8 protein-coding genes and 2 tRNA genes are annotated in these 13,642 nt (G+C 41.4%); 4 read left to right on the forward strand and 6 right to left on the reverse strand.

Annotation, left to right across the window (positions count from 1 at the left end):
* Positions 1 to 372: 372 nt before the first annotated feature.
* The 3 genes from LK453_RS07755 (at position 373) to LK453_RS07765 (ending at position 5,640) form a co-directional block, all read left to right on the forward strand.
* Positions 373 to 2,460, forward strand: coding sequence for a catalase (locus tag LK453_RS07755; RefSeq protein WP_201534740.1), 2,088 nt, complete (start codon positions 373 to 375; stop codon positions 2,458 to 2,460).
* 175 nt (positions 2,461 to 2,635) lie between these two features.
* Positions 2,636 to 3,421 (forward strand): metallophosphoesterase family protein, encoded by a 786-nt coding sequence (locus LK453_RS07760; protein WP_201534743.1) that lies wholly within the window; start codon positions 2,636 to 2,638, stop codon positions 3,419 to 3,421.
* A gap of 161 nt (positions 3,422 to 3,582) precedes the next feature.
* Complete coding sequence (locus LK453_RS07765; protein ID WP_201534745.1) at positions 3,583 to 5,640, forward strand: acyl-CoA synthetase; 2,058 nt, start codon at positions 3,583 to 3,585, stop codon at positions 5,638 to 5,640.
* A gap of 171 nt (positions 5,641 to 5,811) precedes the next feature.
* Here the strand turns inward: LK453_RS07765 and LK453_RS07770 are convergent, their stop codons facing one another.
* A complete protein-coding gene (locus tag LK453_RS07770; RefSeq protein ID WP_201534760.1) occupies positions 5,812 to 6,660 on the reverse strand; it encodes an aldo/keto reductase in 849 nt (282 codons plus the stop codon).
* Positions 6,661 to 7,120: 460 nt separating this feature from the next.
* On the opposite strand from LK453_RS07770, the gene LK453_RS07775 reads away from it, so the two are divergent.
* A complete protein-coding gene (locus LK453_RS07775) occupies positions 7,121 to 7,861 on the forward strand; it encodes an MBL fold metallo-hydrolase (protein ID WP_201527992.1) in 741 nt (246 codons plus the stop codon).
* 170 nt (positions 7,862 to 8,031) lie between these two features.
* On the opposite strand, the gene LK453_RS07780 is transcribed toward LK453_RS07775, so the two are convergent.
* From LK453_RS07780 to LK453_RS07800, 5 genes are all read right to left on the reverse strand, one after another.
* Positions 8,032 to 8,107 (reverse strand) — tRNA-Lys (locus LK453_RS07780).
* Positions 8,108 to 8,324: 217 nt separating this feature from the next.
* Positions 8,325 to 8,400: transfer RNA gene (locus LK453_RS07785), tRNA-Lys, on the reverse strand.
* Between the two features lie 203 nt (positions 8,401 to 8,603).
* Positions 8,604 to 10,631 (reverse strand): MacB family efflux pump subunit, encoded by a 2,028-nt coding sequence (locus LK453_RS07790; protein ID WP_227674413.1) that lies wholly within the window; start codon positions 10,629 to 10,631, stop codon positions 8,604 to 8,606.
* 220 nt (positions 10,632 to 10,851) lie between these two features.
* On the reverse strand, positions 10,852 to 12,231 hold the full coding sequence (locus LK453_RS07795; RefSeq protein WP_201534772.1) for an efflux RND transporter periplasmic adaptor subunit: 1,380 nt from the start codon (positions 12,229 to 12,231) through the stop codon (positions 10,852 to 10,854).
* 280 nt (positions 12,232 to 12,511) lie between these two features.
* Complete coding sequence (locus tag LK453_RS07800) at positions 12,512 to 13,639, reverse strand: DNA polymerase III subunit delta (protein ID WP_201534775.1); 1,128 nt, start codon at positions 13,637 to 13,639, stop codon at positions 12,512 to 12,514.
* Positions 13,640 to 13,642: the final 3 nt, after the last annotated feature.

The following is a 13,642-nucleotide window of genomic DNA, read 5'->3' on the forward strand; positions in this document are numbered from 1 at the left end:
AGCTGTTAAGTGCTAGGAAGCTAAAATATTTTAATTCTCTGGAAATATAAGTCCAATATGAGAGACTTATTATTATTAAGGTTAAGATTAGCTTAAGCAAAATATGAGTGAGTGCAATCCCATTCTATTAACGATGATTATACATATCTAACTAAATCTAAACAGGTATTTCTATCGATTTAGGTAATATAGCAAGTAGATAGTTTTTCGGATTATCAAGTAGATAGATTTTCGGATTATAAAGTCAAGTTGTAATGTACAGTTCGGTATAGCTAGGCCGTATTGTTAAGCCAGGTCAAGTTAGCCAGATTTAGTTAACGATGTCTTCTGGCTTGAATGATATAAAAATAACTCACCCAGCAAGGAATAATAATGAAAGATAATATTGACCATAATGACCCCGCTAAAAATATGAATCCGCAAACTGGTAATGGTGGAGAGCCACAGTTTCAAGCCGGTGATGATGTACCTAATTTAACCACCCAACAAGGTGTGGTTATCTCTGATAACCAAAACTCTTTAAAAGCAGGCCCACGTGGTCCAGCTCTATTAGAAGACTTTGTATTACGTGAGAAAATTACTCATTTTGACCATGAGCGTATCCCTGAGCGTATTGTTCACGCCCGTGGTACTGGTGCCCATGGTTATTTTGAACTTACCGAATCTTTAGAAAAATATACCACTGCTAAGATTTTGACTGAAACTGGTAAACAAACACCTTTATTTACGCGTTTTTCAACCGTAGCCGGTAACAAAGGCTCAAAGGATACCCCACGTGATGTGCGCGGTTTCGCGGTTAAGATTTATACTAGCGAAGGTAACTGGGATATCGTCGGCAATAATATGCCTATCTTCTTTATCCAGGATGCTATGAAATTCCCAGACTTTGTTCATGCTGTTAAGCCTGAGCCAGATCGCGGTTTCCCGCAAGCAGCTTCAGCTCATGATACTTTTTGGGATTTCGTGTCATTGACACCTGAAACTATGCATAACCTAATTTGGTTGATGAGTGACCGTGCTATTCCACGTAGCTTACGTATGATGGAAGGCTTTGGTATTCACTCTTACCGTTTAATTAATGCTGAAGGTAAGAGCACCTTCGTTCGTTTCCATTGGAAACCAAAATTAGGCGTTCAGTCATTAACTTGGGATGAAGCGGTTAAGATTTCAGGTGCAGACCCTGACTATAACCGTCGTGACTTATTTGAATCTATTCAAATGGGCGATTTCCCAGAGTGGGAATTTGGCGTTCAGTTGTTTACCGAAGAAGAAGCAGCAGAATTCCCATTTGACCATTTAGATGCGACTAAACTGATTCCAGAAGAATTAGTGCCTGTGAAGATTGTGGGTAAAATGGTATTGAACCGTTATCCAGATAACTTCTTTGCGGAAACTGAACAGGTGGCCTTCTGTCCATCACATTTACCACCAGGTATCGACTTCAGTAATGACCCCTTATTACAAGGTCGTTTGTTCAGCTACTTAGACACTCAGTTATCACGTCTAGGTTCGCCAAACTTCGCGCAAATTCCAATTAATGCGCCAAAATGCCCATTTGCAAATAATCAGCAAGATGGTCATATGCAAATGCATGTACCTAAAGGTCGTACCTTGTATGAACCACAGAGTTTAGAGCCTAATAAGCCACGTGCTAACAATAAGCAAGGCTTTAAGTCTTTCAATGAGCAATTAGATGATGGCGTTAAAGGTCGCATACGTGCTGAAAGCTTCGCTGATCATTATAGTCAGCCTCGTATGTTCTACCGTAGTCAAACGCCAGCGGAACAAGCGCATATCGCAACAGCATTTGCTTTTGAACTAGGTAAAGTTGAAACTCCACATGTGCGTACAAGAACTTTAAGTCATCTTGTAAATATTGATGGAGACTTAGCAATTCGTGTTGCCAATGCGTTAGGTATGGATTTACCTGAAGCCGCTAAGGCGCAAGGTCCTATCGTTGATATGCCTGAGTCTCCAGCGGTTCAAACCATTGGTTTAAGTCCTAAAACTTTAAAAGGCCGTCAAGTCGGTATCTTAGTAGGTGCAGGTTCTAAGAAAGCTTCTATTGAGAAATTTGAAAACGCCGTTAAAGCTGAGGGTGGTAGCGTTAAGATTGTAGCCCCAAGCATCGAAGTTAAATTAGATGACGGCACAATCATCCAAGCTGACGAACGAGTTGCTGGTGCACCATCTGTGTTGTTTGATGCAGTAGTAAGTATCATCATGCCAGATGTGGCTAAGAAATTGGCCAAAGATAGCTCAACGCTAGACTGGTTCAATGATGCATTCAACCATTGTAAAGCCATTGCTTATTGTGGTGCTACTGATGAATTTATCCTAAGTAAACTACCTGTAGAAAAAGATGAGTTCGTAACGCCATTAGATGAGTTAGATGCCTTTATCGAAAATGCTAAAACCCGTCTATGGGAACGTGAACCTAAGGTTCGTGATTTAGCTTAATTTTTAGCTATTTTATACCCGTAAAACAAGAAAACCAGTCATAGAAATATGGCTGGTTTTTTTGTTTATACCGTATTTACTATGCTAATTAAGATTAATCCCATAACTTTATTATAGTAGATTAACTGTGTAGGATGGTTTCAACTATAAATTTCATAACTCTAAGATACCTACCATGCTAAATCAAATAACCAATAACAAAAATCATAGTGCGATTAATGGCCGAACTTTCGCCATCGGCGACATTCACGGTCATCACCTTGAATTACTTAACCTAATACATGCCATAGCACCTAAGCAGAAAGATACCTTAATCTTTTTAGGGGATTATATAGACAGAGGCCCCTACAGTAGGGCAGTGATTGATGAAATAATAGCGCTACAAGGTGTTTGTCAGGTCATTATGCTAAAAGGCAACCATGAAGTGTTTATGGTCGATGCCTTCACAACCGAGAATCTTAAAAGTAGACATAACTCAACAAATAGTTGGATGCAATATGGTGGTATTGAAACGTTGCAGTCTTATGGTTTAGTACCCTATGAGTTTTTAGCACAACAACTACTGTCTGACAAACCTACTGCTAAATTAGATATACCTAACGCCATTAGAGAACATGTTGGCCTGATTCAAACGTTACCGATATATCATATTACTGATACTCATATTTTTGTACACGCTAGCCCGAAGTTAGACATAGATATTGAAGATCAGGATGAAGAGTATTTGTTATGGCGAAAAATAAGTAAAAGAGATGCGGCGCTAAATTATGTTCATAAAAGTGGGAAGACTATAATATGTGGACATACTGATCAGGAAGACGGTATGCCCAAAAAGCTATCTAATAAAAATATTGTTATTGATAGCGGCTGCTATAAGACAGGTTGGCTAACGGCAATTGATGTGGATTCTGGGCAGTTTATTCAAGCCAGTAGAGATTCTTATAGATGGCTAGATGTATAAATTCAGGTTAAGCATATTGATACATCCTTTAGAAGTGGTAAGTTATATTTTTAAAAGATAAACTATAACCAATATTTTGTTTACGACAAAACGGTGTCTCACAACGTGATTTGTGACTACACAATTACTTATTAAGCTTTTGATAGATAAAGGATTCTCACATGGAAAGTGTCCCAAGCAATAAAACTAAAGATAATAAGACCAATACAGACCAACCTACCAATACTTCAGTAGCCTCAGAACATATGGACAGCGTTCGCTATGGGCAGCTTTTGAATGAGTCGCCAACCACTTACAACTTATTTAAAAAAGGGCATGATATTAATCCTGATGCGCCTGCTTTAAGCTTTTTCTTACAAGGCACCGCTTATAAGGAAAATGAAACTTTTAGCTATGCAGAGATGCTGACTGAGATACATCAAGTGGGCAACTTTATGGATACTTTAGGACTAGAGGACGATGCGGTGGTTGCCATGCTACTTCCCAATCTCCCTGAGTGCTATAGCGTCATAATAGGGGTGCAAACTCGCCACATTATTATGCCCATTAACCCTTTACTTGAGCCTGAGGTCATTAGCGAGCTTTTGGCAACGGCTAAGGCTCGAGTACTGGTTACCCTTGCGCCTTTTCCCAATACTGAAATATGGTCAAAAGCTAAGTATATCGCACAGCATGTTCAAAGCTTAGCACACGTTGTTAGCATAAATATGGCCGATCATGTGCTCGGCAAAAAGTCCTTGCCTGCTAAAGTGTTACAAAAACGTCAAGACATCATAGAAAACGATGTGACAGCTCTGCTTTTTGGTAGTAAGGCTGGACTACCTAACCATATCAATTGGCATAATTGGAAAACTGCCATAGCAAAGCAGCCAGGCGATCGTTTAACCTTTGAGAACAATAAATCGAAACGTCGTAATAGCTTAGATTATTCTTCGTTCTTTTGTACGGGCGGTACCACAGGGCGACCCAAGATTGCTAAGCGAATACATAAAAATGAAGTATCTAACGTATTACAGGTGAGAGCTGCTTTGGGTGATGACTTCGTTGGCAATGGCAAAAATTTGTTATGCGGTTTACCCCTATTTCATACCAATGCCGTCATGGTAACAGGGATGCTACCTTTCTCCTTGGGCAGTCATGTGGTATTGGCTACGCCACAAGGTTACCGAGGTGAGGGCGTCGTTGCTAATTTTTGGGATATTATTGAGCAGTACCAAATCAACTTCTTTAGCGGCGTACCGACATTGTTCAGCTCTTTATTAAATATTCCGATTAAAACGCAGGATGTTAGCAGTTTGCAGTATTGCTTAAGCGGGGCGGCACCAATGCCTATTGAAGTCTTCAACCAGTTTGAAGCACAAACAGGCATGACCATATTAGAGGCTTATGGGCTGACAGAGGCTAATTGTGGTAGCTCGGTGAATCCTCGTGAGGGTGAACGCAAAATTGGTTCGATTGGTCAAAGTTTTCCACATCAAGAAATGATTGTGGCTATCCTAGAGGAGGATGGATTATTCCGCCCTGCAAAAGTAGGTGAGGTCGGCAATGTTATTATACGTGGTGACAATGTATTTGCAGGATATTATATAGACAGCCAAAATAAGGATATTTGGCTTTACGATACGGTTGAAGATAAGCAAAAAGCGGACAATAAGCAACTGGACCCCGCTAAAAGATGGGTTAATTCGGGAGATTTGGGCTATCAAGACAGCGATGGATTTTTCTTTTTAACAGGTCGTAAAAAAGAGCTTATTATTCGGGGTGGTCATAATATTGATCCAAAATTAATTGAAGAGCCTGTCTATAAGTTTGGGGATATCGAAATCTGCGCTGCTATTGGTAAACCTGATGTGTATGCAGGCGAGATTCCCATTTTATACGTGCAGCCTAAGACAGGCGCAAGTATAGACAAACAAGCCCTTGAGGCGTATTGCCAAGACCATATTGGTGAGCGTGCCGCAATACCAAAAGAGATTCACATTATTGATGAAATACCTCTGACCCCGGTGGGTAAGGTATTCAAGCCTGCTTTAAAACGATTGGCAAATGTGGAGGCAGTGGCTACCTTACTTAATGAGCACAATATTGCCGCAGACGTTACTACCCAAGAAGATGCCACTTACGGATTTATCACTTGTGTCAAGGTTACTGACCCCAATCAGCTAGAGACAGCGAAGCATTTGGCCGGTCAATTTGCTATTGCTTTAGATATTCGTTAGTTTTTTAGCTTATACAACGGGTTTAATGACGGTAAGATCAAAGCAAAAGAAGCCCCTTATATTGGTCCAGTCAGCGCTTTAGATCCATAAAAAAACCAGCCACCAAATGGCTGGTTTTTTATTTTGTTTATAACGCGTTTATTCTCTTAATTGAGAATGGGCGTTGGTTCTTTAGTCATCCCATTCAGGCGTATAGTCGGGATGTTCAATCATACGACCGTTTGAGCGTGCCAAATTATTAATGGCTTCAATATCTTCCTTATCCAGCTGTACCTTTAACGCATCAAGGTTACTTTGTAGGTGAGATGGGGTACTGGTTTTTGGAATGGCAATACGGTTTTTGTCAGATAAAATCCAAGCCAACGATACCTGTGCTGGATTAATATTATGTTTGTCAGCAATAGCTTTAATAGTATCATTATCAAAGACATCACCACGTGCTAACGGTGAGTAGGCAGTTAGCGGAATATGATGGTTGTATAAGAACGTTTGCAGAGTCTGTTGACGAATAAAGGGGTGAAATTCGACTTGGTTCGCTGCAATAGGCACATCACTGTATTTTTGCGCCTCTAACAGTAGATTAATATTGAAGTTAGAGACCCCAATGTTTCTAGTCAATCCTTGATGCTGCATCTCTGCCAAAGCAGGCATAGTCTCTGATAGTGGGACACGTGCATCTGGCCAGTGCAGTAATAATAAATCTACATACTCAACGTCTAATTTATCTAATGACTCATGCACCGACTTCACTAAATTATCAGGCTCAAAGCGCATATCATCTGGGAAAATCTTGGTAGTTAAGAAAAAGCGGTCACGAGCTACGCCCGACTTTTTAATGCCTGCTCCAACTTGAGCCTCATTATGATAGGCTTGGGCCGTATCAATATGCTCATAGCCCATTTGTAGGGCTTGGCTAACCACCTCAATACAGTCATCGTCTGTTGATTGCCAAGTTCCCAATCCTAAAGCAGGTATTTGTGCTTGTCCAACGGTACGGGTGTGATAATTTTTATTATGCATTCTACTTATCCTTATTATTTTGACGCCTTTAGCCTTGAATCGGCTTAATAAACGACGCCTATATCGTTTGCAGTAAATTTAAGGGCAATTCAGTCAATTTTAGTTTCAAATATGAGTTCCCTTAATACTAGTACTTTTCAATACTGCTACCCTTTATGCGAGTAACTATTATTAGTATAACGACCAAGCCGATAGGGTTTGTAGTTAAGCTATATGAAAACGTAAGTGAGCGTAAAGCTATAGACTAATAGTGCTATATATTTATGATATTTTTAATCAGATAAGTAAGAGATAGATAAAAAAGAGGTAACAGACAAATAAAAGCAGGATAAAAAAATAAGAGGCCTCTGAATCACAAGTATCTTGGTGTAAAACTTATCGGTCAACATGGAGGCTTAAATAAAGTGCTGTCTAGGTTTACTATGATTCGATTGTTTTTTGAGCAGGAAGTAGGACATTTATGAGTTTAGTAGAAATAGTTAGTATAGAAGGCTACATTCAGACCACTTATCTTGCAGTATATCCTGACAAGTTAATGTTAATAGACTCGGGTTGCCGTGGTGACGTAGAGCCTATTTTAAACTACATCACAGATACCCTACAGCGTCCTCTTAATCAGTTAAAGACAGTGGTGGTCAGTCATATGCATCCTGACCATGCTGGGGGTGCAGCGCTACTTCGTAAAAAGACTGGCTGTCAGATTGTGGCAGGCGCTGAAGCTGACGTGTGGTATAAGGGCTTATCAGGACGCAGGCAACACGTATGGGACTTGATATTGACTCACTATGTTGCCAATCGTCAAAGAAAACCAAAGACCTATCAATGGTACGCACCCTCTCTAAAGCCAGATGTCATAGTAAAGGATGGGGACACAGTGCCCAACTTTGAAGAGTGGGTCATACTAGAGACGCCAGGGCACACAAATTGTGATCTGTCGTTATGGCATACGCCTAGCAACCAAGTGTATACCGCTGATTTGATTCTAAAAATTAAAAATAAGTTTGTATCACCTTATTTGATTACTTATCCCAATAAATACAAAGCTTCTTTAAATAAGATCAAAGCACTTGATCCCTCACAGTTGCTACTGGCACACGGCAGAAAAACAGAAATTAGTGCTGAAGATTTTGACAGCTTGATTGAAAAAGCACCTAATGAACCTCGTAAAATGGACTTTATGGAGGCAATAGGTTTTAAATAACACATTATGACTTTGTGCGTAGCTTTTATTAAGACCTTGTATTAACAGATAAGACCTACTGTTAATACAAGGTCTTTAGCCATTAGGAAATAGCTGAATAGCTTTTAGCCAAATAGAGTAGACGAAAAAAACCCCGATTAAACATTGTTTAATCGGGGTTTTTAGATATATGGTGGGCCGACCGCGACTCGAACGCGGGACCAATTGATTAAAAGTCAACTGCTCTACCAACTGAGCTATCGGCCCTAAACTTGAAGAGATTTTATAATCTGTCTCTTTGTTAGGAGAGGCATATTATACTTATCAAATTTAAGATTGCAACCTAAAATTTAAAATAATTGCAATTTTATGACATCCACTAGGTGTCTTATGGTTAAGGTAAATTCTAAGTAGAATCTATTCTAACAAGACAAACTAGGGGAAAGAAAAACCCCGACTAAATTAATCGGGGTTTTTAAATATTTGGTGGGCCGACCGCGACTCGAACGCGGGACCAATTGATTAAAAGTCAACTGCTCTACCAACTGAGCTATCGGCCCTGAGAAGCGTATAAAAAAAGCACTGCTTTTTTAGCTTCGCAAGAGAAAATTGCTTAAAGGCAAGTTTCTAAACAGTTAAAGGGTTGCTGTATCCCCTTAACGTGAGAGCACATTATACGCTTCAAAAATGAGAATGCAACCCTAAATTTAATTTTTTTCGACATTCCTTTATTTTTTCTGCGCTAAGCTTGTATTTCTAATGATTAGTCTCTTGATAAGGCTTCTACTGGGTTTAATTTAGCAGCGTTACGGGCTGGTAAAAATCCGAATACCACCCCAATTAACGTAGAACAAGCAAAAGCGGCGATAATTGAGGTAGGGGAGTAAATAACACTAAAGCTATCTGAGCCTATGCTATTGATACCTTCACCAATTAAGAATGCCAACAATACGCCCAGTCCACCGCCTAATATACAGACCAGTACCGCTTCTATCAAAAACTGCTGCATAATATCACTTTGGCGAGCGCCGACTGCCATACGCACCCCAATTTCATTGGTACGCTCTGTCACCGATACCAACATAATATTCATTACCCCAATACCGCCCACGACTAAAGAGATAATCGCAATAGAGGAGATGAGTAGCGTCATGGTATTGGTAGTAGACTCAATGGTTTGACGAATAGAGTCAGAGTTTTGGGTTCTAAAGTCATCAGCCCCGTGTCGCCCTTCAATTAGCTCTGAAATCGCGGATTCTGCAGCACTGGTTGAGATTTGATTGTCGATGAGCACAACAAAACGATCAATGTTTTCTCCGCCCACAATACGTGACATCATAGTGGTGTAGGGCATATAGATAGTAGGGCTGTCACTAGAACGACTGAATGCATTATCCTTGGGCTCTAAAACGCCAATCACACGTCCTGGGACATTGCCAATCAGTAGAACCTCACCAATTGGATTCTCTAAATCTGGAAAAAAGGTACCTTTGGCATTGTCATCAATGATGACGTCTTGCATACGCAAGGAGATACTTTGCTCATCAAACCCTTGACCGAGTGCCAGTTTTTCTCCAGTGACTTCTAGATAACCTGAGCCCACACCACTGATACTGGCAGATTCTTGTACATTTCGATAGCGGACACTAGCGCTGGTATCAAGCTGCGGACTAACACTGACCACGTAAGGTTGGTCAGCCACTGCTTTGGCATCATCCGGCGTCAGATTGTCATCGTTATAGCGTCGTCTCGGATCACCATAGGGATAGCCGTCAATAACGGTAATGGTGTTAGTACCTAATGAGCTAATATTTGACAAGATTTGTTGTTGTGAGCCTTGACCTAGACCCACCACAGAGACAACCGAAGCAATACCAATGATAATACCCAGCATGGTCAGTAAGGTACGCATTTTATGCGCGCGCATGGCCAAGATTGACATTCTAAACGCTTCGGATAAACGGTCAATTAGTGAGCCAAAACGACTTTTTTGTTTTTTTTGCAAGGCGCTAGAAGGACTAGATAACGCCTCAGTTGCTGTCACATGAGCCGATGTAGCTGTATTAGGCGTATCAACATCAGCTACTTCTATTTCAGAGCTGTTTGAACGCTTAAAGTGCTCGTTGCGATAGTCAGCTATAACGTGACCGTCTTTTAATTCAATAACGCGCTCGGCTTGCTCAGCGATACTAGGATCGTGAGTGACCATAATCACCGTATGTCCCTGCGCATTTAGGTTGTTCAAAATTTGTAGAACATCTTTCCCTGACTTACTGTCTAAGGCACCTGTGGGTTCATCGGCTAAGATGACATCACCACCGTTCATTAAGGCGCGTGCCACTGATACGCGCTGCTGTTGTCCCCCTGACAGTTGGCTTGGACGGTTATGTACTTTATCACCAAGGCCTAGGTCCGTCAGTAATTGTTCAGCCCGTTGGGCCCGTACCTTATTATCCATGCCAGCATACACGGCAGGGACTGCCACGTTGTCTCGAGCATCAATATCGCCCAATAAATGATAGCGTTGGAAGATAAAGCCAAAATGTTCTCGGCGTAGTTTGGCCAATTCATCGGCATCAAGCTGCTTAACTGATTTACCAAAAATCAGATATTCACCGGCAGTGGCCTTGTCCAAGCATCCTAAAATATTCATCAAGGTGGACTTACCTGATCCCGACTGACCGATAATAGCCACCATTTCACCTTGGTAGATGGTCAAGTCAATACCATGCAGGATACGAATGGTTTGTTCACCGGCAGCAAATTCGCGGATGATACCATTGAGCTCCATAATAGGTTTGGCCCCTGGTTTCGGCGACGAAGGTATCCTTTCAGGGCTTGAGTCGGTAGGGGAAGTGTGGCCTATAGGCTGCTGGGGTATGGTCATAGCAAAGTCTTCAGTTCAGGCAAGATAACCTAAGTTAAATGTAAAGTTAGTGGATAAGACAAAGTGTTATGTCTGCTTAGCTTATCCATAACTGGAGTTTAAGAATAATAACGTCTGGCTAAGGCTACATGCCAGGTGGACGACGACGGCCACTTCCGCCACTACCAGTTTTTCCTGAATTTTCACCAATTATTATCGTTTCACCGGCTTTAAGTCCACTCAGGATTTGGGCATCCACTCTATTATCGATACCCACTTTAACAGGTCTATTCTCAACACTACCGTCGGCTTTTAAGACCCTAACATAGGTGCCTTTAACGGGAGGTGCAGCTACTCCCCCTTTTTTGTTGCCTGATTTTTCATTGTCTTTACCTCTATTTGAACCGCCGCCTTTTTTGATGGCTGCTGATGGTACTAATAACGCATTGGCTGCTTTATCAACCACCACATAAACTTGAGCGGTCATGTCGATACGAAAGCGGCGCTCGGGGTTAGGTACTTCAACATAACCGATATAATAAATAGCAGAATCGGTAGAGCTGGTGTTGCTGATTTCTTCAGGTGCTGGTTCAATAGCGGTCAATACAGCATCGTATTTAGTATCTGGATCGCCAATAGTATTAAAATACACTGGCATGCCTGCTTTAACATTGATGACATCGGCTTCAGAGATTTGAGCATTAATTCGGACTGTAGAGAGGTCTGCTAAAGTGACAATAGTCGGCGCCGCTTGATTGGCGTTAACCGTCGTTCCTTGCTCAGTGACAACAGCAACAACCGTCCCATCAATAGGAGCACGAATGGTGGTATACCCCAAATCTGTGTTGGCGGTACTTAAATTGGTTTGGGCTTTACGAATGTCTGCCTCATTACTGGCAATATTAGACTGAGCAGTGACTAACGCCGCTTGAGCAGTTTTGATAGCGGCTCTTGCAGCAGCGACACTGGCTTGTGCTTTTTCAACGTTGGTTTGAGCAGTTTGAACTTCTTGTTGGCTAATCGCATCTTGTGCCAACAGAGGGCGCAATCGATCATAATCAGATATTGCTTGCTTCAGATCAGCTTCACGACTGGCCAAATCAGCTTGAGCACTTTCAAGACCTGCTTTACGACTGTAATATTCGGCTTGAGCACTCTGCAAACCTGCGCGGCCTTGTTCCAACGTTGCTTGTTGATTTGATAGATTGTTCTTCTGAGTTATTTGGTCAATCTGGGCGATTAAATCGCCTTTTTTTACCTGATCACCCACTTTGACATAAAGCTTAGTGACCTCACCAGAGACCTGAGCACCCACGTCAACTGTATTTAGGGCTTTCACTTTCCCTGATGCCATCACGTTACGTTCAATATCTCCAGTTTGTGCCATGGTAGTAATAAAGTCTGGAGTTTCTTGTTTTGGCTTAAATTTATTATATAAAAGAAGCGCCAGCGCAAGAATAATAAGTCCTATAATTGTCCATTTTATCAAAGACTTACGGGTTTTTTGATTCGAGATAAAAGCCATATCACAGTCCGAAACCTAATTTTAAATAAACTTATGATAACCCACCCCTATAAAAAGACCATGGTATTAAGTTTAAGAAAGGTTACAAACCATAGTCATCGTCCATAAAAGACAGTATAAGCCGGATTACACATTAGGACGAACAAGGATAAAGACTCGAACAAAATGTAGGTCAGGGCAATAGTAGAGGCGAGCCGATATACAGCATCAGCCGGCAAATGTCAGGCAAATATGAGTAGAACCTAGATAAAGGATAATGGAGCGTCAGACAGTTACTGTGCTAATAAAACAGTCGGTGACCAGTCACTCGAAGAGCAGCTTGTAGCATCAACTCCCAAGCGGGCTGACGAACGATGCCTTTTACCGCTTTATCACATTGATACAAAATGTCAGGCCAATCTGCAATACTTTGCGAGGTTTGACGACGACACGCACTTTGATATAAAGATTGTTTACTGCTCCAAATACCTAAGCTTTGTGGGTTTTCACCTGCCATAAGCTGCATAATGAGACGCATGTCTTTGCTGATGGCCCAAAGTATTAAAGGCGTGGGTTCTTCTGTGGTTTTTAATTGCTCAATAATCTTAATGACTTGAGCAGCGTTACCGGCCAACATGGTATCTGATAAATCAAAAACAGTGTATTGCGCGTCGCTGACCAATGCGCTCTGTAAGCTATCAACATCAATAGTAACAGGCGTCATAGGGGACAGATTCGTGCTCTGTATGTCCGTATTAGTAGTGATTAGGTTGTCTGAACTCAACGCGTTTGGGGGAGGGGCTGAGTCAGTAGCGGTAACTATTTGAGGTGAAAACAGATACGATAAGCGCCATAGAGTTTGATACGCACTAAGTAAATGATGCTCAGTTTGCAACATCAAAAATTGCCACGCTTCGGGTAATAGATTCAGACCAAAGCGATGCGCCTGAAAGGATAAAATCTGTTGGCGCTGGTTTTCATTATAGAGATTACAGTCAATCACATGACCCAACTGCGCAAACGGTAGATACCATTTACTGCTCTTTGAGCGACTGTCCACTTTGCCAGTCAACCACAAAACACAGTTTTGATTGCTGCCGCTATTGGCTTCTATAGCGAAGTTATGCAGTTCTTGTTGTACTGCTTTATCGGGTTTATGATTGCCGGTAATAATGACAGCAGTGGCGTCATCAAATAAAGACAAACTATTGAGCTCACCCAGTACATCTTGCCAAGTCTTGCTTGAGACCAACTCTATACGCTTGATGGCGAGATTCTGTGCTTGCCAAGCACTGCGCATGGCATCAACGAGCCACTGCTGTAGCAACGGCTCATCGCTATGTGCTAACCACAAGCCTGTCAAATTAAACGATTGTCCAGCATCAGCTACGCTAAGTTTTGGATAAACATTTAAAAAAGTATCTTCCATAAC

This window comes from Psychrobacter sanguinis (assembly GCF_020736705.1).
In the GTDB taxonomy this organism is placed as follows: Bacteria; Pseudomonadota; Gammaproteobacteria; order Pseudomonadales; family Moraxellaceae; genus Psychrobacter; species Psychrobacter sanguinis.

Bases quoted from the DNA above. Each gene is read 5' to 3' on its own strand.
- LK453_RS07770 (WP_201534760.1), bottom strand. From the start codon at position 6,660: ATGCATAATAAAAATTATCACACCCGTACCGTTGGACAAGCACAAATA.
- LK453_RS07790 (WP_227674413.1), bottom strand. From the start codon at position 10,631: ATGGAGCTCAATGGTATCATCCGCGAATTTGCTGCCGGTGAACAAACC.
- LK453_RS07800 (WP_201534775.1), bottom strand. From the start codon at position 13,639: ATGGAAGATACTTTTTTAAATGTTTATCCAAAACTTAGCGTAGCTGAT.
- LK453_RS07755 (WP_201534740.1), top strand. From the start codon at position 373: ATGAAAGATAATATTGACCATAATGACCCCGCTAAAAATATGAATCCG.
- LK453_RS07765 (WP_201534745.1), top strand. From the start codon at position 3,583: ATGGAAAGTGTCCCAAGCAATAAAACTAAAGATAATAAGACCAATACA.
- LK453_RS07775 (WP_201527992.1), top strand. From the start codon at position 7,121: ATGAGTTTAGTAGAAATAGTTAGTATAGAAGGCTACATTCAGACCACT.
- LK453_RS07760 (WP_201534743.1), top strand. From the start codon at position 2,636: ATGCTAAATCAAATAACCAATAACAAAAATCATAGTGCGATTAATGGC.
- LK453_RS07795 (WP_201534772.1), bottom strand. From the start codon at position 12,231: ATGGCTTTTATCTCGAATCAAAAAACCCGTAAGTCTTTGATAAAATGG.